This is a genomic window from Kribbella sp. NPDC054772 (genome assembly GCF_053611945.1).
Genome location: NZ_JBSHBJ010000008.1, coordinates 13,948 through 35,586 on the forward strand (window position 1 = coordinate 13,948; position 21,639 = coordinate 35,586).

Here is a 21,639-nt window from a genome sequence, read left to right on the forward strand (position 1 = left end):
GGCGACCCAGTGTTTGGCATAGGTTTCGGCGAGTGAAGATCGCAGTCGTACGGGAGACCAGACCGGCGGAGCGCCGGGTCGCGCTGGTGCCGGAGCATGTCGCGAAACTGATCGAGCTCGGGTACGAGGTCGCGGTCGAGCCGGCCGCCGGCGAGCGCGCGCTGTTCTCCGACGACCAGTACCGTGACGCCGGTGCCGAGGTGGCCTGGGGCGCCGACCACGCGGCCACCATCGTGGCGTCGGTGCAGCCGCTGGAACGCGAACGCCTGCAGCGGTTGCACGCCGGTACGGCGCTGATGTCGTTCCTGCCGACCAACCCACCGGACATGGTCCGGACGGCGACCCGGGCCAGGCTGACCGCGTTCGCGATGGAGCTGATCCCGCGGATCTCCCGGGCCCAGTCGATGGACGCGCTGTCCTCCCAGGCGCTGGTCGCCGGGTACCGGGCGGCGATCGTCGCGGCCGAGCGACTGCCCCGGTTCTTCCCGCTGAACATGACGGCGGCCGGCACCGTCCCGCCGGCCCAGGTCGTCGTCCTCGGCGCCGGCGTGGCCGGTCTGCAGGCGATCGCCACCGCGAAACGCCTCGGCGCGGTCGTCAAGGCGTACGACGTCCGGACCGCCGCCGCCGAGGAGATCGCCTCGATGGGCGCCGTCCCGATCGAGCTCGAACTCGGGACGCTGGACGGCCCTGGTGGCTACGCCCGCGAGATGACCCCGGAGCGCGCGCAACTCCAGCGCGAACTGCTGACGCCGTACATCGCCGCGGCGGATGCCCTGATCACGACGGCCGCCGTACCGGGCCGGACCGCGCCGATGCTCGTGTCGCGGTCGATGGTCGAGCAGATGAAGCCCGGGTCCGTGGTCGTCGACCTGGCGTCCGAACAGGGCGGCAACGTCGAGGGCTCCGTGGCCGGGACCGAGCTCACCATCGGTGACGCGCTGGTCTGGGGCGGTGCGAATGTGCCCAGCCAGATGGCGGGACCGGCGTCGCGGCTCTACGGTCAGAACATCGCGAACCTGATCAGGTTGATGACCCGGAACGCCGCTTTCGATCCGGACTTCGACGACGAGATCGTCCGCGGCTGCTGCGTCACCCACGACGGCAGCGTGCTCCACGAGCCGACCCGCGAACTGCTGGGAGGGCAGGCCTGATGAGTGAATCCATCGCGTTGCTGACGATCTTCGTGCTCGCGGCCTTCGTCGGGGTCGAGGTGATCAGCAAGGTCTCCTCGACCCTGCACACCCCGTTGATGTCCGGGGCGAACGCCATCCACGGCGTCATCCTGGTCGGCGCCATCATCGTCACCGGGTCCGCCGACTCGGTGATCGTGGTGATCGTCGGGTTGATCGCCGTCGTCCTCGCGACGGTGAACATGGTCGGCGGGTTCGTCGTCACCGACCGGATGCTGCAGATGTTCAAAGGTCCGGGGGCACGGAAGAAGGAGCTGCAGAAGTGATCCCCACCTGGGCCCAGATCGGCTATCTGGTCTCCGCGGTCTGTTTCATCGTCGCGTTGAAGGCACTCTCGTCGCCGCGTAGCGCCCGGACCGGCAACCTGATCGGTGCCGCCGGCGCGGTCCTCGCGGTGCTCATCACGTTCGCGGCGTACAAGCCGGACCACCTGGCGCCGATCCTGATCGCGCTGGTCGTCGGCACCGTCGGCGGTGTGGTCGGGTCGCGGCGGGTGCAGATGACCCAGATGCCGCAGCTCGTTGCCCTGTTCAACGGTGTCGGCGGTGGCGCGGCCGCGCTGGTCGCGTTGCTCGAGCTCGGTGAGGTCTCGGCCGACGCGACGGTGGCGGCGATCGCGACGGCGTTCACGATCCTCGTCGGGGCGATCAGCTTCTCCGGTTCGGTGGTGACGTTCGCCAAGCTGCAGGAGCTGATGACGACCCGGCCGGTGACGTTCCCGGGTCTGCCGGTGCTGTTCATCGCGTCGATCCTCGGTGGCCTGACGCTCGCGGTCTGGCTGGTGTCGGACCCGCGCGTGTGGGTCGGCGTACTGCTCTGCCTGCTCGGTCTGGCGATCGGCGTGATGCTGGTGCTGCCGGTCGGCGGCGCCGACGTACCGATCGTGATCTCGTTGCTGAACGCGTTCACCGGTCTGACGGTGGCCGCGGGCGGGTACGTGCTCGGCAACACGCTGCTGCTGGTGGCCGGCACGCTCGTCGGCGCCGCCGGTACGTTGCTGACCAAGCTGATGGCGGACGCGATGGGGCGGTCCGTGTTCAACATCCTCTTCGGCGCGGTCCGCGGCGGCTCCACACTGGGCGCTGGTACGGCGTCCGACCGGCCGGTGATCTCGGCGGGACCGGAGGATGTCGCGATCCTGCTCGGGTACGCGAACAAGGTCATCATCGTGCCCGGGTACGGCCTCGCCGTGGCGCAGGCCCAGCACACGCTGCGCGACCTCGTCGAGGAACTGCAGGGACGCGGCGTGAAGGTCGACTACGCCATCCACCCCGTCGCGGGCCGGATGCCCGGTCACATGAACGTCCTGCTCGCCGAGGCCCAGGTGCCCTACGACCAGCTGCGCGAGATGGACGACATCAACGGCGACTTCAAGTCCACCGACGTCGTCCTCGTGGTCGGCGCCAACGACGTGGTCAACCCCGCCGCCCGCACCACCCCGTCGGCCCCCATCTACGGCATGCCGATCCTGAACGCCGACGAGGCGCAACGCGTCATCTTCCTCAAACGCTCCATGCGCCCAGGTTTCGCGGGCATCGAGAACGAACTCCTCTACGACCCCAAAACCACACTCCTCTTCGGCGACGCCCGAGACTCCCTCACCAAACTCCTGGGCGCCCTGAAGACGGTGTAGCCCGCGGGCTGGAAACGCGGCTGGGTCAGACCCAGCCGCGTTTTGCTGCGGCGACGCCGAGTTCGAAGCGGCTGGCGGCGTCGAGGCGTTCGGAGAGGTTGGCGGTGATGCGGCGGGCGGTGCGCAATGAGATGCCGAGCAGGCGGGCGACCTGCTCGTCCTTGGCGCCGCCGGCGAGCAGTCGCAGTACCTCGGACTCGTGCGGCGTGAGCGGCGACTCGTCGCGCTCGTCGGGGGCGAACATCTCTGTGCCCCGCGCCCAGTAGGAGTCGAAGAGGGCGATGGCCACCGCGACGACCGCGGGAGTTCGGTGGATGACGGCGCCGGCCGTCGGGTTCTCCGGGTCCATCGGCATGACCACGAGCTCCCGGTCGACGATCATCAGCCGCATCGGCAGCGTCGGCGTGGCGCGAATCTCGCAACCGAGGCGGTGCATCTTCGCGGCGTACTCGATGGCCTGCTTGGAGGCCGCCATGCTCTGCAGGTAGACGGACTTGATCTTGATCCCGCGCTCGAGCAGCGCGAAGTCCGGCGAGTTGTCGGCCACCTGGATGATGTCCTCGACGTGGGCAGGCGCGAGGACCCAGAACGTCTCGCGCGTCTTGAGCGCGAGCTCTTCGATGCGCCGGGACGCGTTCGCCCGTCCTTTGAGTACCTCGACGTCGCCGCTGCTCCGGGCGGTCAGGAGATCGTTGTACTGCTCGGCGATCACCTCGGCGGAGGCAGCGGCCTCGTTGAGCTCTCCCAGACGAAGGTTGAGCTCGGTACGGCGCCGCTCGGCCAGCCCGGTGAGTCCGAGGCGCGGATGTACCGCGTGTTCGGTCGACGGATTGGTCCACGTCGGGACGAGGAGCTCGAGCTCGCGGAGCCTGTCCAGGAGATCGTTCACTTCCGCCATCGGACGATCAACCAGCGCCGCGATCTGCTCGGGCGTGCTGTCCGGGTGGCTGAGGAGGGCGTGATAGACCGCGAAAGTGGCTTCGTCCACCCCCAGCGGCTCGAGCACGGTCCCTCTCCTTCAGCTGTCTGTCGGAACCGACCATATACAGAGAGCGTCCACAAAGAGCAGCCAATGGTTGGTTCAGGGTTATTTCGGAGGAGCAAATCGTGATTAAGAAGTTGCTGATCGTAGTCGGTTGCGCCATGTTGCTCCTGGGCGTCGCAGCCCCGGCCAACGCTGCGACCCCTGCCGAGCCGGCGTGTACCCCTGGTCTTCTCTGCTGGTAGGCGTGGGTCTGCGGACCCTTCGGCGTCCCGTAGACTGCTGGCGTGGCTCGTGGCGATGGTCGACTCACCGATGAACTTGACCCTCAGGACTTGGGACCGCAGGACGCGTGTGGCGTCTTCGGGGTCTGGGCGCCGGGGGAAGAGGTTGCCAAACTCACCTACTTCGGGCTCTACGCCTTGCAGCACCGAGGGCAGGAGTCCGCGGGGATCGCGGTCAGTAACGGCAGCCAGATCCTCGTCTACAAGGACATGGGGCTGGTCAGCCAGGCCTTCGACGAGGCGACGCTCGCGTCGCTCCGAGGGCATATCGCGATCGGTCACTGCCGGTACTCGACGACCGGGTCCAGCGTGTGGGCCAACGCGCAGCCGACGTTCCGGTCGACCGCGACCGGTTCGATCGCGCTCGGTCACAACGGGAACCTGACCAACACCAGCGAGCTGGCCGCCAGCCTGAACGGCGAAGGTGATCTCGATCTCGGCCTGGACGCCGAGGTCGACCACGCCAAGGCGAACGCGAAGCACGGTGCGTCGAGTGACACCGACATCCTCACCTCGATGCTCGCCGGGTACCCGGACCTCACCATCGAGCAGGCGGCCGCGAAGATCCTCCCGAAGGTCAAGGGCGCGTTCAGCCTGATCTTCATGGACGAGAACACGCTGTACGCCGCCCGCGACCCGCAGGGCATCCGCCCGCTGGTGCTCGGCCGGCTCGAGCGCGGCTGGGTGATCGCCAGCGAGACCGCCGCCCTCGACATCGTCGGCGCCTCGTTCATCCGCGAGGTCGAGCCGGGTGAGATCGTCGCGATCGACGCCGACGGCCTGCGTTCCACGCGGTTCGCCGAGCAGGACCCGAAGGGTTGCCTCTTCGAGTTCGTGTACCTCGCCCGCCCGGACACCCAGATCTCCGGCCAGCGGATCTACTCGACCCGCGTCGAGATCGGCCGCCGCCTCGCCCGGGAGTACCCGGCCGACGCCGACCTGGTGATCGCGACGCCCGAGTCCGGTACGCCGGGCGCGATCGGGTACGCCGAGGAGTCCGGCATCCCCTACGGTTCCGGTCTCGTCAAGAACGCCTACGTCGGGCGCACGTTCATCCAGCCCAGCCAGACGATCCGCCAGCTCGGTATCCGCCTCAAGCTGAACCCGCTCCGCGAGGTGATCGAGGGCAAGCGCCTGGTCGTCGTCGACGACACGATCGTCCGCGGCAACACGCAGCGCGCCGTCATCCGGATGCTGCGTGAGGCCGGCGCCAAGGAGATCCACGTCCGGATCACCGCGCCGCCGGTGAAGTGGCCGTGCTTCTACGGCATCGACTTCGCCAGCCGCGCCGAGCTGATCGCGAACGGGCTGAACACCGACGAGATCTGCCGCTCGCTCGGCGCCGACTCGCTCGGGTACATCAGCCTGGACGGTCTGGTCGAGGCGACCACGGTCCCGAAGGACCGGCTCTGCCGGGCCTGCTTCGACGGGGTGTACCCGGTCGCGCTGCCCGAGCCCGAGCAGCTCGGCAAGCACCTGCTCGAGGAGCCGGCGCGGACCGACGCGGACGGCCTGGCGACGATCTCCGGTGGTGGCGGCGCGGCCGACGCGCTCAGCCGGCCGTAGGACCCCGCGGGACCGGGCGGCGCGCTGCGCGAGCCGGTCCGTCAGACTGGGCGGGGACGCCGGACGTACGACGTACCGGCTTCAGAGCCGCCGTACCGAGCTGTAGCAGGGAGAGAAACGTGAGCGAAGGGGCGAGCTACGCCGCCGCCGGGGTCGACATCGAGGCCGGTGACCGGGCCGTCGAGCTGATGAAGGAGTGGGTGGCGAAGGCGACCCGCCCCGAGGTGGTCGGTGGACTCGGCGGGTTCGCCGGGCTGTTCGACGCGACCGCCCTGACGTCGTACCGGCGGCCGCTGCTGGCGACCTCGACGGACGGCATCGGGACCAAGGTCGCGATCGCACAGAAGCTCGACAAGCACGACACGATCGGGTTCGACCTGGTCGGGATGGTCGTCGACGACCTGGTCGTGTGCGGTGCCGAGCCGCTGTTCATGACCGACTACATCTGCACCGGCAAGGTGGTCCCGGAGACGATCGCGCAGATCGTGAAGGGTATCGCCGAGGCGTGCGTCGAGGCCGGTACGGCGCTGGTCGGTGGCGAGACCGCCGAACACCCGGGTCTGCTGGCGGCGGACGAGTACGACGTCGCGGGCGCGGCGACCGGTGTCGTCGAGGCCGATGAGGTGCTCGGCGCGGAGCGGGTGCGCGCGGGAGACGTCGTACTGGCGATGGCGTCGTCGGGACTGCACTCGAACGGGTACAGCCTGGTCCGGCACGTGTTCTTCGACCGGGCCAAGTGGACGCTCGACCGGGTGGTGCCGGAGCTGGGTACGACGCTGGGCGAGGTGCTGCTGACGCCGACGCGCGTGTACGCGAAGCACTGCCTGGAGCTGATCCAGGAGCTGAACGGGGCGGACGAGAAGCCGCTGCACGCGATGTCGCACATCACCGGCGGCGGGTTCGCGGCGAACCTGGCGCGAGTGATCCCGGACGACCTGTCGGTGCGGATCGACCGATCGACGTGGACGCCGGCGCCGATCTTCGGGCTGGTCGGACTGCTCGGAGACGTCGCGCTGCCGGAGCTCGAGAAGACGCTGAACATGGGCGCCGGCATGGTCGCCGTCCTCGACCCGGCGTCGGCCGATGCGGCGATCCAGGCGCTGGCCGCGCGGGACATCCCGGCATGGGTCTGCGGTGAGGTCACCGCGAACGCCGGTGGCACGGTCACCCTCGAAGGGGCCTACGCCAAGTAGCGCGCCGAGCAGATCCTGCGGCACGGACCGCCGCGCCTGGCTGCACCGGGCGCGGCGGTGTCACAGAGACCTGACCACCGACAGGAGCACCGACCTGATGGTCGTGCTGCCTGGGCCCGCCGGCTTGCGCAGCAAGAACTCACCTGTGGTGCTGGTGTGGTGGAACTACGTCGGACGCACGGAGAACTGCTCAGCCACCCCACGGGGTGCCGAGCAGCTCAGCCGGGCTGATGTTGCTTACCGACGGGGGTGGTAGTCGTCGGCGTCGTCACCGTCGCCGTCGTTGTCGCCGTTCGCAGAACTGGTGCCGCCCTGCTCGCCACCGGACAGCTCTCGTTTGAGCTGGTCCAGGTCGGTGTCCCAGGTGCGGTACTTCAGGTCGCGTGCGACCTTAGTCTGCTTGGCCTTTGCACGGCCGCGCCCCATAGCGTCGACCCCCTCGCACAAGTCAACCGGGTACGCTGCGTGGCGCCCACGGATCAGTCGTCAGTAATCGTGGTTCAAGGATACCCGGAGCTGAGGATCGACACACGCACCGGCCCCCTGGCGTGACCCCGAAGCGGTCCGATCGCCGCAGCGGCGGGGTGGCCGATCCCCTCAAACCGGCTCACCCCGCCGCGTCCGGCGCCTGTTACTTGACCTCGCGACGTGAGCTTGCCCACAGTCCGACGATGGTCGGCAGGACGATCCAGACCCCCACCGCGGTGAGCGTCTCCGGCACCATCCCGTGCAGGTCACGCTCCGCGATCCGGCCGAGCGCGCCGAACACGTCGAGCCAGTTCGCGTTGTCCTTGAACAGCGCCGGCCCGGCCAGCGACCAGGCGGTCGGCGCGATGAAGTAGGCGAGGATCGCGACCGCGGTCTGCGGCACCAAGGCACCGAACGCGGCGCCCATCACAACATTCAGCGCGACGGTCAGGTAGGCCCCGGCGAGCAGCCCACCGAGCCCGGCGTACGACGTCGCGTGGTCGGTGACCGCACCGGCCAGGGCGGTGCTCACGAACGCCAGCCCGACGACCACGGTCATCACGACCGCGCTCAGCACGACCGCGGAGACGAACTTGGCCAGCTGCACCCGGACCCGGCGTGGCGACAGCGTGAACGTGGTCAGCGCGGTCCGCTGGGTCCACTCCGAGGTCATCGCCATCACGCCGATCACCGGGAGCAGCAGCATCACGCCGGTGGACGCGGCGCCGAGGAAGCCGTCGAAGCCGGCCAGGCCCTTCGGCAGGTGGGTGAACTGCCAGGTCAGCGCGGCGAGCGCGATCAGCAGGATCGCAGCGATCAGGACCCGGCCGCTGCGGGTGTTGACGGACTTGCGGAGCTCGATGGTGACGAGCTTCAGGAAGGACTGGCCGCGCGCGGGCGGCAGGCTGGTCGCCACCTCGGCCCGGTGCTTGGCGGGCGCCGTGGGTGCGACGTCGGTCACGGTGGTCATCGGATTCTCCTGGAAGCTGGAAGTAGGTGTGATCAGGCGGCCGCGGCGGCTGGTGCGGTGGTCAGCTGGAAGAACAGGTCCTCCAAGCCGGCGCCGTCGCTCTGGCGGAGCTCGAGCAGGATCTGGCCGGCAGCGGCGGCGGCGCGCCCGACCTGCTCGGCGGTGGCGTCGACGCGCAGCGAACCGTCCGGGAGCGGCTCCAGGTCCAGGCCGGCGGCGGTGAGGGCCTGGTTCAGGCCGATCGGGTCGAGGCCGCGGACCTTGGTGCCGGTCCCGGCCAGCAGCTCCTCCAGGGAGCCGTTGGCAACGATCCGGCCGCCGCCGATGACGACCAGTCGGTCGACGGTCGCCTGGACCTCACCCAGCAGGTGGCTGGACAGGATCACGGTGCCGCCGCGGGCGGCGAAGTCCTGCAGCAGCCCACGCATCCAGCGGATGCCCTCCGGGTCCATCCCGTTGGCGGGCTCGTCGAGAATCAGGACAGCGGGGTCACCGAGCAGCGCGCCGGCGATCCCGAGCCGCTGCCGCATACCGAGCGAGTACTGACCGACGCGGCGCTTCGCGGCGTGCTCGAGACCGACCGCCTCGAGCATCTCGTCGGCGCGGGTCTTCGGCACCCCGAGCAGGCTGGAGTTCAGCAGCAGCGTCTCGCGGCCGGTGCGGCCCGGATGCTGGGCGGCGGCGTCCAGCATGACCCCGACGACACGGCCCGGGTTCGGCAGGTCGACGTACCGCTTGCCGGTGATGGTGGCGGTGCCGGAGGTCGGCGGCGTCAGCCCGGTGAGCATCCGCAGCGTGGTGGACTTGCCGGCGCCGTTCGGGCCGAGAAAGCCGGTGATGCTGCCCGGCTGCACGGTGAACGACACGTCCTGGACAGCCGCGGTGCTGCCGTAGCGCTTGGTCAGGTTCTCGACGGTGATCATGACAACGAGTCAACCGTCACCGACCCCGGTCGCACATCGGACGAGCGGCTGCGATCACCCCCTACGAAAGTTGTCAGGGAGAAGGCCAGAACCCAGCCAGATGGGGGACGTGCCGGCGTCGTTCGGCCAATTACAGTGACTGAATGCGACGGTTGCGCCGGTGGTACGCCTGGTGGGTCAGACATGCCCCGCGCCTGCGCGACTTCCTGTACGTCGCCTTCAGCCTGCTGACGATCGTCCTGCAGGCGGCGTCCGGCGGGAACGGCTGGAGCGTCAAGGACTGGTATGTCCTGGGAGCCGGCGTGGTCGCGTCGCTCGCGCTGTTCTGGCGCCGGCGCTTCCCGGTCACCGTCACCGCGATCACCGTCCTCGCGCTGCTGACCGCGTCGATCTTCGTCCCGATGGGCCTCGCCCTGCTCACGCTGGCGATCCGCCGCCGGGACATCGCGCTGGCGATCCTCGGCCTCGCGGCGTACGCCGCCTACGTCCTGAACAGCGTCAGCGACCGGGGACAGCTCTGGGTGTCGGTCTTCACCGGACCGTTCCTCATCGGCACCTGGATAGCCATCGGTGCGTACATCGGCGCCCGCCGGGACCTGATGGCCTCCCTGCGGGACCGCGCCGAACGTGCCGAGGCCGAGCGCGAGCTGCGCAGCGAGCAGGCCCGCCTCGGCGAGCGGTCCCGGATCGCGCAGGAGATGCACGACGTACTCGCCCACAAGGTCTCGCTGATCGCCCTGCACGCCGGCGGCCTCGAAGTGAACCCGACCGTCGGCGCGGACAAGGTCGAGGGTTCGGCCCGCCTGATCCGCGAGACCGCCCGGCAAGCGATGGAGGACCTCCGTGAGGTCCTCGGCGTACTGCGGTCCGACGTCAGCGTGGCCGGCGCCGACCTGGCGCCCGTACCCCAGGCCGCGGACCTGGAGCGGCTGATCACGGCCTCCCGCGACGCCGGGGTGACAGTCGGGTACGTCGGTGCGCTGCCGGACGACGTACCGGACTCGGTCGGGCGGACCGTCTATCGGGTGGTGCAGGAGTCGTTGACCAACGTCCACAAGCACGCCCGCGGCGCGGCGACCGACGTCATGGTCCACGGTGCTCGCGGTGAGGGCGTGACGGTGCGCGTGACGAACGTGCGGCCGGTGGCAGCCGAGTCACTGCTGCCGGGGGCCGGCGCGGGGCTCGTCGGGCTGCGCGAGCGCGTGCAGCTGGTCGGTGGGCGGCTGACGACCGGGCCGACACCGAAGGGTGGCTGGCGGGTCGAGGCCTGGCTGCCGTGGGACGATCACCGGCAGGACGCCGAGCCGGTGCTGATGGAACCGGGGCTGGACCGCGACGCGGCTCTGGTTCGCGATACCGCGTTGCATCGCAAGACGGCGTTGAACCGCACCGAAGGGGAACGATGACGCGGCTGCTGATCGTGGACGACGAGGCGCTGGTCCGGGCCGGACTGAAGATGATCCTCGAGTCCGACGACGACCTCGAGGTGGTCGCCGAGGCCGACGACGGAGCGGATGCCGCGGCCATGGTGACCAAGCACCGGCCGGACGTCGTACTGATGGACATCCGGATGCCGCGACTCGACGGGCTGGCCGCGACCCGGGAGGTCCAGGCGCTGCCGGAGCCGCCGAAGATCGTCGTACTGACGACCTTCGACCTGGACGACTACGTGTTCCGGGCGTTGCAGGCCGGGGCGAGCGGGTTCCTGCTGAAGGACACGCCGCCGCGGGAGCTCGTGCAGGCGATCAAGGTGGTCGCGGCGGGCGACGCGATGTTGTCGCCGGCGGTCACCCGCCGGCTGATCGGGCACTTCGCCGGAGACCCGCGGGCGGATCGGCGGCGGGTGGCGCAGGAGCGGATCAGCAAGCTCACCGAGCGGGAGCGGGAGGTGCTGGTCGCGGTCGGTCGCGGCCTGCAGAACGCCGACATCGGCAAGAAGCTCTTCATGAGCGAGGCGACGGTCAAGGCGCACGTCTCCCGGGCCCTGGTGAAGCTGGACGCCACCAACCGCGTCCAGGTGGCGATCCTGGCCTACGAGGCCGGCCTCCTCGACGACTAGCGCCGCCAGACTTCCTCAGCGATGGAAGGCCGGGACATAGGAAACCGGCCCGGGCCGTCGGAGGGGTGAGGGGAGAGCGACGGCTCAGGCCGGTTTCAGGGGCCAGCGTGCCTGGGGGGATGAGGACGCTGACGACCAGCAGGCGCCCAATGGGGGGAAGGGCGCCAACCGGTCAGGACTCAGATGCGGCCGAAGGCCACGCTGCTGGTCCAGATCTTCGCCTTGGCGACCGGGCGACCCGGCTTCGAGGCGTGCCACAGCATGTTCCCGCCGGCGTAGATGCCGACGTGGTACACACCGCCGCCACCGTTGCGGAAGAACACCAGGTCACCGGGCTTCGCGGCGCTGCGGCTGATGTGCTTGGTCGCGCTGTACTGCTGACGCGACGTCCGGGGCAGCGCGTGGCCGGCCTTCTTGTACACGTAGCCGGTGTAGCCGGAGCAGTCGAAGCCGCGGGTGGTCGTGCCGCCGTAGCGGTACGGCGTGCCCTTGAGCTTGGCCGCTTCGCGGAGCACCTTCGCGCGGAAGGTGGTGGTGCCGCTGCTCGCGCTGGCGCCGTACTTGCCGTAGAGCACCTTGTGCTTGGCGGCCCAGGTCAGCCGGCCCCACGTCTTCTTGTCCGTGTAACCGGTCGCCTTGAGGCCCCAGGACGTCTGGAACTTCTTCAGCACCCGCACGGTGCTGGTGCCGAAGTAGCCATCCGGTCCCAGGTGCAGGGCCTTCTGGACGTACTTGACGGTCGGGCCGGAGTCGCCCTGCCGGAGCAGCGGCCGGCTCGGGATGCTCATGTGGCCGCGCTGCTGAGCCGCGGTCATGGCCGTGCTGGCGGAGGCGGTCGCCGGCGTGGTGGTGAGGCTCAGCGCCGCTCCACCGCCAACGGCGAGGCCGACCGAGAGAACGGCGGCAGCGGCCCGGGGGGTCCCCGGGCGGGTGGACTTGCGGTGCTTCGCCAGGGTCCGGCCGCTGGGCCGGTCGGTACTCGCCTCAGCGAGCTGGCTGACGGCGCGCGAAAGCGACGTCCGTCGGGCAGTGACGGGCATGGTTGTCTCCCGACGCCTGTGAAGTTAGCTGTCGGGTTCGGGCTGGGATTCATAGCCCGGTCCGCTCCCGCGGACTTCACCCCAGGGTTTCGGCCACTCACGGTCGATACCCAACTTCCTGGGTCCCCCACCCCTGCCATGGTGTTCGAGGGGAGCACATGGGCCCTGGCAGGGCTCGGCGTTGACCCGTGTGCGGTTCGTGTTGTTTACCGAACCGCCGACGACTGTATAACAGGATGATCACGACGCAAACCCTCAGATCCACAGAGTCGTTCTCAAAAGGCCCTGAAAAGGCCTCTGACGGATCAGCAAGCCTGGGTGAACATCAGGTGTCCTGAGCGCGACTGAGCGGTCCACAGGCGACGAATGGCGGCTTCCGTGTGACCTCGGTCACAGTTGATGGTGGCTTTCTGTGACAACAGGCACAGAGGGTGGCGAGGGCACCCTGAAGTCCTTGTGAATTCAGCTATCTCCGAGCAGCTCGCGGAAGCGGTCCAGACCGACGTTCCCGCCGGACAGCACCACTCCGACGCGCTCCGGCAGCCCGTGGATCCGCCCGGCCAGCAGTGCGGCCAGCGCACTGGCGCCGCTCGGCTCCAGCACGATCTTCAGTCGCTCGAACGCGAACGCCATCGCGGCCACGATCTCCGCGTCGCTGACCACCTCGCACGACTCCATCAGCCGCCGGTTCACCGCGAACGTGAGTTCCCCCGGCGTCGAGATCGCCTGCCCGTCCGCAATCGTCCGCGGTACGGCGATCTCCACCCGCTCGCCCTTGGCCAGCGACCGCACATGGTCGTCACCCGCTTCCGGCTCGACCCCGATCATCCGGATCCCCGGCGAGATCAGGGTCGCCGCGGTGGCGCAGCCCGCCATCAGCCCACCACCGCCGACCGGGACCAGCAGCGCCCCGAGATGCCCGACCTCCTCGATCAGTTCGAGCGCCACCGTCCCTTGGCCGGCCATCACGTCGGGATGGTCGTACGGCGGGATCAGGGTCCGTCCCCGCTCGCTCGCCAGTTCCTGCGCCAGCGCGGTCCGATCCTGCGTGTAGCGGTCGTACGTCACCACCTCAGCGCCGTACCCGCGGGTCGCCGCCAGCTTGGTCGGCGGGGCGTCCGCCGGCATCAGGATCACCGCGCTGATCCCGGCGAGCCGCGCCGCCAGCGCGACGGCCTGCGCGTGATTACCCGAGGAGTACGCCGCCACGCCCGCCGCGCGCTGCTCGGGAGTGAGCCGGCTGATCGCGTTGAAGGCCCCGCGGAACTTGAACGCGCCGATCCGCTGGAAGTTCTCCGCCTTGAGGAACACCTGCGCCCCGACCCGTTCGTCGAGGGTCCGCGAGGTGAGGACCGGCGTACGGTGCGCAACTCCGGCGAGGCGACCCGCGGCCGCGCGAACATCTGTGAGACTCAACACGGTCATGGAGGGACGTTATCGGCCGCGAGGGGATGTCAAGACGCGGCGGGCGGCTCCGTACTGATGAATGAGAGGCGCCCACCACCGGGGGCCGCGCGTAAGGGAGACATCGTGAAGTACCTACTGATCCTGAACATCAACCCCGACGTGCTCGGCGCGCTGCCCGAGGCGGAGCAGCAGGCCATCATGAGCGGACACGAGAAGTTCATGGAGGCGATCAAGGCGTCGGGCGAGTTCCACAGCACGGTCGCGCTGCAGGAGCCGGCCCAGTCGGCGGTGGTCACGGTCCGGGGCGGGGTCCCGGCGGTCACCGACGGGCCGTTCGTCGAGTCGAAGGAGTTCCTCGGCGGCTACTACCTGGTCGACGTCGCGTCCCGGGAGCGCGCCTGCGAGCTGGCCGCGCAGATCCCGGACGCCGCCATCGAAGGCCTCGGCGTCGAGGTCCGCGGGGTGGAGTTCGCCGACGGTCTCTGAGTCGGCAGAAGAAGGGGGTTTCTCCGGCAAGCGCTGGAGAAACCCCCTTGTTTTCTTGACGTTTCAGTCGGTCTGGTCGTCGAGGTTCGCCTCGGCGGCGTTCTTCTTGATCGACTCGATCCCGTTCAGCGCGGAGGCCTTGGTCTTGTAGCTCTCGCTGCTGGTCGCGATCACTTCGCCGTTGCCGGCCTTCAAGCGGAACCGGAACTCGCCGGACTTGTCCTTGTAGAGCTCGAACTTCCCCGCCATCGGTGTACCTCCATAGAGAGTGGTGTCGCTCCGTCTCGGAGCGTAGCCGTTCCAACCCTCTCCGTGCGGTCAGACACCCGCTACTCGAGTACGCCGCGGATTCCGGCGACCACCAGGTCGATGCCGAGGGCGTAGTACCGATTGCGGGACGACGGGCAGATCAGGGCGCCCGCGGCGGAGGTGATCAGCGGGTACCGCTCCGGCGAGAGCGCGCCTAGGGCGGCCCGCTTCGTCCGGAGCGAGGCCTCGCGGGCCTCGGGGTCGCTCACCTCGCGGGCGATCGGGTCCGTGGTGACCAGCGCGATCAGCGAGCAGATCGACTGCCGGCCGACCTCGGCCGCGTCGTCGACCGAGAATCCGCCCTCGATCAGCAGCTCCAGCGCCCGCTCCGACAGCGCCAGCCCAGGCCCTGCGACCAGGATCCGGGCGAGTGTCAGGTCCGCGAGGCGCGGGTGCGCCCGGAGCGCGGTGACGAACGCCGTCAGCAGACGGTGCAGCTGCGTGTCCCACGGCTCGTCGGTCGGCTCTGGCAGCACGACGTCCGCGAGTAGGCGGTCACCGAGTGCGGCGAGCAGGTCGTCCTTGTCCTTGAAGTGCCGGTACATCGCCATCGGCGTGACGTCGTGCTGCGCGGCCAGCTTCCGGAACGAGACGGCGGCCGGTCCTTCGTCGTCGGCGATGGCCAGCGCGCTGTCCACCACCTTCGCCGGATCCAGGCGTCGAGAGCTCTCCTTGGTGATCACGTTGACAAGTTTACACCGTAGACCTAGTGTCTACTCCGTAAGCTTACGCCGTATACATACGGCGTAGACCTGAGACTTCGAATGAGGTACGGCGATGCGACGCAGTCCTTGGGCCACCCTGGCGGTGCTGGCTCTCGCGCAGTTCATCGTGGTGCTCGACGTGACGATCGTGAACGTCGCGCTGCCCCACATTCAGGCGGACCTGCACTTCTCCGCCGACTCCCTGCAGTGGGTGATCAACGCGTACACCCTGCTCTTCGGCGGCTTCCTGCTGCTCGGCGGGCGGATGGCGGACCTGCTCGGGCCGCGCCGGGTGTTCACCGCGGGCCTGCTGCTCTTCGGGGTCACCTCGCTGGTGGCCGGTCTGTCCAACTCGCCCGAGTTCCTGATCGGGGCGCGGGCGGTCCAGGGCCTCGGCGGGGCGTTGCTGTCGCCGGCGGCGCTGGCGATCCTGACCATGACGTTCGCGCACGGTCGCGAGCGGAACATCGCGATGGGCGTCTGGGGCGGTCTGGCCGGCCTCGGCGGCACGCTCGGTGTGGTCGCGGGCGGCGTGCTGGTCGACAAGCTGAGCTGGCAGTGGGTGTTCTTCGTGAACGTGCCGATCGTGCTCGCGCTGGTCGCACTGATCCCGGTCTTCGTCCCCGACGTACGGCACGCGACGGGCCGCCGTACCTTCGACACGCTCGGCGCGATCCTCGGCACGTCCGGCTTGATGGCGGTCGTGTACGGCGTGGTCCGGTCGGAACCGTCCGGGTGGGGATCGTTCGAGGTGGTCGGCGTACTGACGGCCGGTGTCGTCCTGCTCGCCGCGTTCGTGCTGGTGGAAGCCCGGTCGGCGGCGCCGCTGGTCCCGCTGCGGCTGTTCCGGTCGCGCGCACTGAGTGTCTCGGGCGCTTCGCTGGCGCTGAACGGTGCCGGGTTCCTGTCGATGTTCTTCCTGACCGCGATCTACCTGCAGCAGGTGCGTGGGGACAGTGCGCTCGAGGCGGGCGTGCACTTCCTGCCGATGGGTGGCGCGGCGATCGTCGGCGCGGTGCTCGCGTCGCAGTTGGTGCAGCGGCTCGGCACGCGGACGGTGCAGCTTGCGGGTGCTGTTCTGAGTGTCACGGGGCTGCTGCTTCTCTCGCAGGCCAACGCGACAGGTAACTACAGCTCGGAACTGTTGCCTGGGCTGATCATCTTCGGCTTCGGAATCATCGGGGTCGGCGTCCCCGGTCAGATCAGCGCGGTGTCCGAGGTCCGTCCGGCTGAGGCCGGCGCGGCGTCCGGGGTCGTGAACGCGATGTACCAGGTCGGCGGTGCGCTCGGTCTCGCGATCGTCACGACGCTCTCCATCACCCACACGACCAACGAGCTGACGCACGGAGCGACACAACTCCAGGCGCTGCAGTCCGGGTACGAACGAGGTCTGCTGGCCGCCGCCGTCTTCGCGGTCGCCAACGTTTTCCTCACCCTGGCGACGCCGCAGCTGCAGCCCACCTCGGAACAGCTCACCGAGGCCACCGCCGCCGCATAAGTTGCCTGAGGCAATGTCCGGCCGGTCTAAGGTGATCGCCATGCGCCCACTGAGCTGGCCGGACTGCCGCAACGTCAGAGACCTCGGGGGACTACAAACAGCCAGCGGCGAACTGCAGGCGGGGCGGTTGATCCGCAGCGACAACCTGGACCAGCTCAGCCCCGCAGGCATCGCTGCGGTCGAGGCCTGCGGGATCAGCCGGTTCGTGGATCTGCGCAGCGTCTGGGAGTGCGAGACGTTCCCATCCCCGTACACCGCCGACCCGCGCGTGCGAAACGTCCCACTCTGGGACCCCTCCGACCCGGACGTGTCGGACCTGGACCTCTTCGAGATGTACCGCATCCTCGTGGACGACTACGCCGGCCGCGTGACGGCAGCTGTCGTGGCGATCGCGGAGGCTCCACCCGGCTGCGTCGTCGTGAACTGCCACGCAGGCAAGGACCGCACCGGTGTCGTCATCGCCCTGACCCTCGACCTACTCGGCGTACCAACCGAAACAGTTGCCGCCGACTACGAAGCATCCGGCGCCGACGCCGACACCATGCTCCGACTCCTCACCCACCTCCACACCACCCACGACACCACCACGAAGTACCTCCTGAACTCCGGGGCAACCACTACGAATCTCGACGATTTGGTTGCCCGCCTCACCGGGTGATTCCCCGGGCGATCCCCGATGTCTGTCTTCGAGCCGCAGGAAAGGGTGAGGGCATCGGGACAGACAAGAGGAGATCGGGATGTTGGGTCAGGGGTTTGTGGCGTTGACGGCGGCGGTGGCGAGTTTGGTACCGGGGACGGGGGTTGCTTCTGCGGGGGAGATGCAGAAGGGGCTGGACGGCGTGGTGGCAATCGGGACGCTGGCCGAGGTGCGGGACGGTGGGGCGGTGTGGCGCGGTAGTAGTGGGGTCGCGGAGTTGGGGAGTTCGCGGAAGGTGCCGGTCGCGGGGCGGTTCCGGGCGGGGAGTATTACGAAGACGTTTGTTGCCACCGTCGTACTGCAGCTCGTTGCCGAGGGGCGGATCCGGCTCGATGACTCGGTGGAGCACTGGCTGCCGGGTGTGGTGCCGAACGGCGAGAACATCACGGTGCGCGAATTGCTCAACCACACCAGCGGTTTGTTCGACTACAAGAACACGCTGCCGATGCCGCCGAGCGCCGAGTTCTACGCGAACCGGTACCGCACCTGGACCGCGGCCGAGCAGATCCAGCGCGCCGTCGCGAACCCGCCGGTGTTCGACACGCCGGGATCGCAGTACGACTACTCCAACACGAACTACCTCGTGATCGGCGAGATCATCAAGAAGGCGACCGGCCACACGTACTCCGAGGAGATCGAGCGCCGCCTGATCCGCCCCCTCGGTCTGCACGGTACGACGATGCCCGGTACGTCGACGTACCTGCGAGGACCGCATCCGCACGGCTACGTGCCGAAGGACGGCGGGCTGATCGACTTCACCGAGATGAACCCGACGCTGTTCGGCGCGGGCGGAGACATCATCTCCACGACGCAGGACCTGAACCGGTTCTTCGCCGCGCTGCTCGGTGGTCACCTGCTGCCCGCGCGACTGCTGGACGCGATGAAGACGCCGGGCACCGAGGACGGGACGTACGGGCTGGGCCTGTCGTGGCACGACACCAAGTGCGGGGTCCGGGTCTACGGCAACGATGGCGACGCGCTGGCGTACCAGGCCTACTCGTTCGCCACCGAGGACACCCGGCGGCAGGTGACGATCGCCGTGACGCCGGACTTCAAGACCAACCCCGACAAGTCGGTCGACGCGTTCGTCGACCAGGCGATCTGCCGATGACCTCTTGCTGCCACAGAATGTGAGATTGTCCGGCAATCGGTTTGGTCCAGGGCCGAAACGGCGACACTGGTATGGATGTCTTGATGCCATCTCCCGAAGGGGTCCGGGACCTTGGAACTCGCCATGCTCGGTACCGAAGACTGGCCGATCGCCAGGGAGGTCCGCCTCCGGGCGCTGAAGGACTCCCCGTCGGCGTACATGTCGGAGTACGAGGACGAAGTCATCGTCGGAGAGGACGGCTGGCGGGAGCGGTTCACCCGGATGCGATGGGTCGTCGCCCGCCACGAGAGCCGGATCGTCGGGCTCGCGAGCTCGGTCCGGGTCGCGGGACGGCCGGCGGACGAACGGCACATCGAGTCGGTGTGGGTCGACCCGCGGTACCGCCGTACAGGCGTGCTGCGGGCGATCCTCCGGCAGCTCGCGGCGGCCGATCCGGACGTCACCGAATGGAGGGTCTGGGTGCTGGACACGAACACGGTCGCACAAGAGGTGTACGACCGGCTCGGTTTCTGCCCGACCGGTGAGCGGCAGCCGCTCAGGGACGGCACCGGACGCCGCGAGATCCGGCTACGCGCCAGCCGTCCCCGACACGCCGGCCAGTTGGCCGTACCCACAGGAGAACCAGGACGTTAGCTGCAGCTCGGCCAGCGCGTCCTGCTCGCTCAGCCCGGACGGGAAACGACGCAACATCTGCTGCCACCGCACCTCGTCCTCGTGCCACTTCTCGATGAAGTCGACACACAGGTCCGGGGAGATGCCGGTCGCCTGGGTCTCCGCGCTCCGCAGCGAGTTGCAGGCGTTCAGCATGTCCAGGTAGTTCGTCGGGCTCGCCGACACCTCGGCCTGCTGGAGTGCCTTGTACGTCGTCTGGATCGTGTCGAGCCGCTGCTCGAGGAAGGTCCGCCAGTGGCTCTTCCGAGTCACCGCCGCAAGCTGGTCCTTGAAGCTCCAGTTCGGCGTCGCCTCCAGCAGCGCGTACAGCCCTTCGGCCAGGATGTCGCCGAACTCCTCGCGTTCCGCACGTCCGGGATCCGCGAACGGCTCGTACGCCTCCTGCCGGACCACACCGATCTTCGGCAGCGTACGGCTGGCGGCCTGGCGCGCGAAGAAGAACCAGTCCTCGTTGTAGATGTCGGCGAAGAACGACAGGTCCGGGTGGTTCAGATTCACGCCGAGGGCCGCACCGCTGACGAAGATGTCCTGCTGGAAACCGGCGAGGCGTCGTGCGTGGCAGACCACCGAGTTGTCCGGAAAGTACTGACTGACCATCGACGCGACCGGATACCTGTCGAGGTACTCGCTCAGCCGGTCGACGTCGCGCGGGTTGAACTGGCTGATGTCGTCGTCGACGAACAAGATCTTGTTCCAGCCCCGCAGCCGGCCGAGCAGCAGGCCGATGTTGCGCTTCACGCTCAGGTCACTCGACCGGTCCGCCGAGGCCTCGGCGAACTCCGGTCCGGACGTCAACGGTGCGGTGCACGGCGGCCGGTAGTTCTCGGGCACCTCGATGATGAGTGCCTGGGCGCCGAAGTTCTTCAGGCTTTCGACGCGCTCGCGGACCAGGTCGGTCTTGGCCTGGCGGCTGCACAGGATGACGAGCGGTACGGACAGCTGGATGGACAGCGAGATGACGTTCTGCAAGGCGGAGGCCTGCCGCGCGGCGGGGACGACGATCGCGTCCACCCGGGTGCGTGCCTTCGGGGAGACCTTGACCTTGGAGACATCGTGCAGCAGCGCTGAGTGGGATTGGCCGTGCGTGATGCGCCGGCTCATTCGTCCTCCTCGTCGGGAGACCATTCGTAAAGACGGTTCTCCGAGATTTCCATGTCAGGAGTGACGGCCTCGCCGTTGACGACAGGGATCCTGAGGAGCAGTCCGAAGGTGCCGTTCGGGAACCGGCTGGCCAGATAGGCCTCGTTGCGTTCGCGCACGGCATCGTCGGTCAGCGCCCGGACCGCTCCCAGCACGCCGCGGCTGTAGACGCCGCTGCAGATGGTGATGGTGCGGCTCCGGTTGAACGGGTTCCGCAACCGGGCGAGCAGCGCGACGTCCTCGACGAGCTCCCGCGGGGTCCGGCCGTCCCAGGCGTCCTGCGCCTGGATCTCCTCGAGCTTCGCCTTCGACGGGGCCTCGTCGGGCTTGACGGCCTCGAGCTCCTCCCAGACCGGGCGGTACTCCCGGCCGTCGCGGGAGCGGAAGATCTCGCCGTCGGCGACGTCCTTGACCGTCAGCTGCTTGATCGGCAGCTCGTTCAGGACGCGCAGCAGCCGACCCGTGAGTTGGTTCCAGGCGGTGCCGCCGAGCACGACCAGGTGGCCGGACAGATGGTCCGCGCTCACCTCGGACGGCAGTCGGTGCCGGACGCGGAGCTCCGGGTTGGAGGCGCGCACGTGACCCCACATCTCGATCAGGGCGTCGAGGTCGGCGTACTTGTAGAGGCGGGTGTGGTTCGGGTTGTTCTCGTCCGCCAGCGGCGAACGTCCGTCTTCGGGGGCCTCGGGGCAGATGATCGTGATCCGCCCGGACTCGAAGTCGAAGGTGTACGAGCCGTTGCTCGACGGGGAATCGGTCTGCTGGTGGCGGACGTCGTCCCGGAGGGTGACCAGCTCGCGGTGCAGCTTGGTGAAGAGCTCCCGCTCGGACCCGGTGAGGTCCTGTTCACGGGGCAGCCGCTCGGGCATCGAGGGCTTGGAGAACAGCAGTGCGTACGACCGCAGCCGCTCTTCCGGTGGCAGTTTCGGGTTGGACTGCGACTCCCAGGAGCTGATCGTGGCGACGGCGACCCGGGTGTCCGCACTGAGTGCGCGCGACACGTCCTTCTGGGTCAGTCGCTGCGACTCCCGGAGCTCACGGAGCCTCCTGGCGAGTCGAACGGCCTCTGGTGAAGGGGCCACTGTTCACTCCCGAAAGGTGGTCAGTCGACCGCGTCGATCACGGATTCGCCGATCGTACACCTAATCTACCCAACTCTACCGACCCGGGCTGTACTTGGACAGCCGCAGATCCTGCACGTGTCGCCAGTCGGAGATCGGTCAACTCACTGCGATTTTGGGGTGACTCACGGTCGAAATGATACTGGGCGTTGACCTGCAGTACACCTCGTTCTACTTTTGATA

Annotated in this window: 22 protein-coding genes and 1 riboswitch; of the genes, 12 read left to right on the plus strand and 10 right to left on the minus strand. The window is 68.7% G+C overall.

All coding sequences use genetic code 11. The features are described 5' to 3' along the window. Nucleotides 1-32: 32 nt before the first annotated feature. From ACWGID_RS15340 to ACWGID_RS15350, 3 genes are read left to right on the plus strand one after another with little or no spacing between them, the layout of a single operon-like run. Nucleotides 33-1,154, plus strand: a complete 1,122-nt coding sequence (locus ACWGID_RS15340; protein ID WP_452197103.1) for an NAD(P) transhydrogenase subunit alpha — start codon at nt 33-35, stop codon at nt 1,152-1,154. Next, the gene (locus ACWGID_RS15345; RefSeq protein WP_452197104.1) at nt 1,154-1,459 is read left to right on the plus strand and encodes an NAD(P) transhydrogenase subunit alpha; all 306 of its coding nucleotides are present in this window, start codon (nt 1,154-1,156) and stop codon (nt 1,457-1,459) included. Before ACWGID_RS15340 ends, ACWGID_RS15345 begins: the two co-directional genes overlap by 1 nt. After that, nucleotides 1,456-2,826 (plus strand): NAD(P)(+) transhydrogenase (Re/Si-specific) subunit beta, encoded by a 1,371-nt coding sequence (locus ACWGID_RS15350; RefSeq protein WP_452197105.1) that lies wholly within the window; start codon nt 1,456-1,458, stop codon nt 2,824-2,826. Before ACWGID_RS15345 ends, ACWGID_RS15350 begins: the two co-directional genes overlap by 4 nt. A 25-nt stretch (nt 2,827-2,851) precedes the next feature. Here the strand turns inward: ACWGID_RS15350 and ACWGID_RS15355 are convergent, their stop codons facing one another. Next, nucleotides 2,852-3,832, minus strand: coding sequence for a helix-turn-helix transcriptional regulator (locus ACWGID_RS15355; protein ID WP_452197106.1), 981 nt, complete (start codon nt 3,830-3,832; stop codon nt 2,852-2,854). 263 nt (nt 3,833-4,095) lie between these two features. Between ACWGID_RS15355 and purF the strand changes: the two genes are divergently transcribed. Together purF and purM are read left to right on the plus strand one after the other, a co-directional pair. Beyond that, complete coding sequence (gene purF, locus ACWGID_RS15360) at nt 4,096-5,658, plus strand: amidophosphoribosyltransferase (RefSeq protein WP_452197107.1); 1,563 nt, start codon at nt 4,096-4,098, stop codon at nt 5,656-5,658. Nucleotides 5,659-5,777: 119 nt separating this feature from the next. Further along, a complete protein-coding gene (gene purM, locus ACWGID_RS15365) occupies nt 5,778-6,851 on the plus strand; it encodes a phosphoribosylformylglycinamidine cyclo-ligase (RefSeq protein WP_452197108.1) in 1,074 nt (357 codons plus the stop codon). A gap of 237 nt (nt 6,852-7,088) precedes the next feature. On the opposite strand, the gene ACWGID_RS15370 is transcribed toward purM, so the two are convergent. From ACWGID_RS15370 to ACWGID_RS15380, 3 genes are all read right to left on the minus strand, one after another. Beyond that, nucleotides 7,089-7,277 carry a DUF3073 domain-containing protein gene (locus tag ACWGID_RS15370; protein WP_452197109.1) on the minus strand — a complete coding sequence of 63 codons (189 nt, stop codon included), beginning with the start codon at nt 7,275-7,277 and terminating at the stop codon, nt 7,089-7,091. A gap of 205 nt (nt 7,278-7,482) precedes the next feature. Then, nucleotides 7,483-8,289, minus strand: coding sequence for an ABC transporter permease (locus ACWGID_RS15375; RefSeq protein ID WP_452197110.1), 807 nt, complete (start codon nt 8,287-8,289; stop codon nt 7,483-7,485). Between the two features lie 32 nt (nt 8,290-8,321). Beyond that, complete coding sequence (locus ACWGID_RS15380) at nt 8,322-9,212, minus strand: ABC transporter ATP-binding protein (protein WP_452197111.1); 891 nt, start codon at nt 9,210-9,212, stop codon at nt 8,322-8,324. Between the two features lie 143 nt (nt 9,213-9,355). On the opposite strand from ACWGID_RS15380, the gene ACWGID_RS15385 reads away from it, so the two are divergent. Both ACWGID_RS15385 and ACWGID_RS15390 read left to right on the plus strand, forming a co-directional pair. Further along, a complete protein-coding gene (locus ACWGID_RS15385; protein ID WP_452197112.1) occupies nt 9,356-10,618 on the plus strand; it encodes a sensor histidine kinase in 1,263 nt (420 codons plus the stop codon). Continuing rightward, nucleotides 10,615-11,271 (plus strand): response regulator, encoded by a 657-nt coding sequence (locus tag ACWGID_RS15390; RefSeq protein ID WP_452197113.1) that lies wholly within the window; start codon nt 10,615-10,617, stop codon nt 11,269-11,271. Before ACWGID_RS15385 ends, ACWGID_RS15390 begins: the two co-directional genes overlap by 4 nt. Before the next feature lie 179 nt (nt 11,272-11,450). Here the strand turns inward: ACWGID_RS15390 and ACWGID_RS15395 are convergent, their stop codons facing one another. Both ACWGID_RS15395 and ACWGID_RS15400 read right to left on the minus strand, forming a co-directional pair. Continuing rightward, complete coding sequence (locus tag ACWGID_RS15395) at nt 11,451-12,311, minus strand: C40 family peptidase (RefSeq protein ID WP_452197114.1); 861 nt, start codon at nt 12,309-12,311, stop codon at nt 11,451-11,453. Then, nucleotides 12,311-12,478: riboswitch (cyclic di-AMP (ydaO/yuaA leader) on the minus strand. (Overlaps the previous gene by 1 nt.) Nucleotides 12,479-12,773: 295 nt before the next feature. Further along, nucleotides 12,774-13,736 (minus strand): threo-3-hydroxy-L-aspartate ammonia-lyase, encoded by a 963-nt coding sequence (locus ACWGID_RS15400; RefSeq protein ID WP_452197115.1) that lies wholly within the window; start codon nt 13,734-13,736, stop codon nt 12,774-12,776. 105 nt (nt 13,737-13,841) lie between these two features. Here ACWGID_RS15400 and ACWGID_RS15405 point away from each other — a divergent pair, with 105 nt between their 5' ends. Beyond that, complete coding sequence (locus ACWGID_RS15405; protein WP_452197116.1) at nt 13,842-14,204, plus strand: YciI family protein; 363 nt, start codon at nt 13,842-13,844, stop codon at nt 14,202-14,204. Between the two features lie 63 nt (nt 14,205-14,267). Here the strand turns inward: ACWGID_RS15405 and ACWGID_RS15410 are convergent, their stop codons facing one another. Together ACWGID_RS15410 and ACWGID_RS15415 are read right to left on the minus strand one after the other, a co-directional pair. After that, nucleotides 14,268-14,453 (minus strand): YegP family protein, encoded by a 186-nt coding sequence (locus ACWGID_RS15410; protein WP_344188618.1) that lies wholly within the window; start codon nt 14,451-14,453, stop codon nt 14,268-14,270. An 80-nt stretch (nt 14,454-14,533) separates the two neighbouring features. Next, nucleotides 14,534-15,196 (minus strand): TetR/AcrR family transcriptional regulator, encoded by a 663-nt coding sequence (locus ACWGID_RS15415; RefSeq protein WP_452197117.1) that lies wholly within the window; start codon nt 15,194-15,196, stop codon nt 14,534-14,536. Nucleotides 15,197-15,290: 94 nt separating this feature from the next. Between ACWGID_RS15415 and ACWGID_RS15420 the strand changes: the two genes are divergently transcribed. From ACWGID_RS15420 to ACWGID_RS15435, 4 genes are all read left to right on the plus strand, one after another. Continuing rightward, the gene (locus tag ACWGID_RS15420; protein ID WP_452197118.1) at nt 15,291-16,715 is read left to right on the plus strand and encodes a DHA2 family efflux MFS transporter permease subunit; all 1,425 of its coding nucleotides are present in this window, start codon (nt 15,291-15,293) and stop codon (nt 16,713-16,715) included. A 40-nt stretch (nt 16,716-16,755) separates the two neighbouring features. Continuing rightward, on the plus strand, nt 16,756-17,373 hold the full coding sequence (locus ACWGID_RS15425) for a tyrosine-protein phosphatase (protein WP_452197119.1): 618 nt from the start codon (nt 16,756-16,758) through the stop codon (nt 17,371-17,373). Between the two features lie 160 nt (nt 17,374-17,533). Next, on the plus strand, nt 17,534-18,523 hold the full coding sequence (locus ACWGID_RS15430) for a serine hydrolase domain-containing protein (protein WP_452197120.1): 990 nt from the start codon (nt 17,534-17,536) through the stop codon (nt 18,521-18,523). 123 nt (nt 18,524-18,646) lie between these two features. Then, the gene (locus tag ACWGID_RS15435; RefSeq protein WP_452197121.1) at nt 18,647-19,156 is read left to right on the plus strand and encodes a GNAT family N-acetyltransferase; all 510 of its coding nucleotides are present in this window, start codon (nt 18,647-18,649) and stop codon (nt 19,154-19,156) included. Here the strand turns inward: ACWGID_RS15435 and ACWGID_RS15440 are convergent. Both ACWGID_RS15440 and ACWGID_RS15445 read right to left on the minus strand, forming a co-directional pair. Continuing rightward, nucleotides 19,091-20,296, minus strand: coding sequence for a hypothetical protein (locus tag ACWGID_RS15440; protein ID WP_452197122.1), 1,206 nt, complete (start codon nt 20,294-20,296; stop codon nt 19,091-19,093). The genes ACWGID_RS15435 and ACWGID_RS15440 overlap by 66 nt on opposite strands. Then, entirely contained in the window at nt 20,293-21,417 is a 1,125-nt protein-coding gene (locus ACWGID_RS15445; RefSeq protein WP_452197123.1) for a hypothetical protein, read from the minus strand. The genes ACWGID_RS15440 and ACWGID_RS15445 overlap by 4 nt, the downstream gene beginning before the upstream one ends. Nucleotides 21,418-21,639 lie beyond the last annotated feature (222 nt).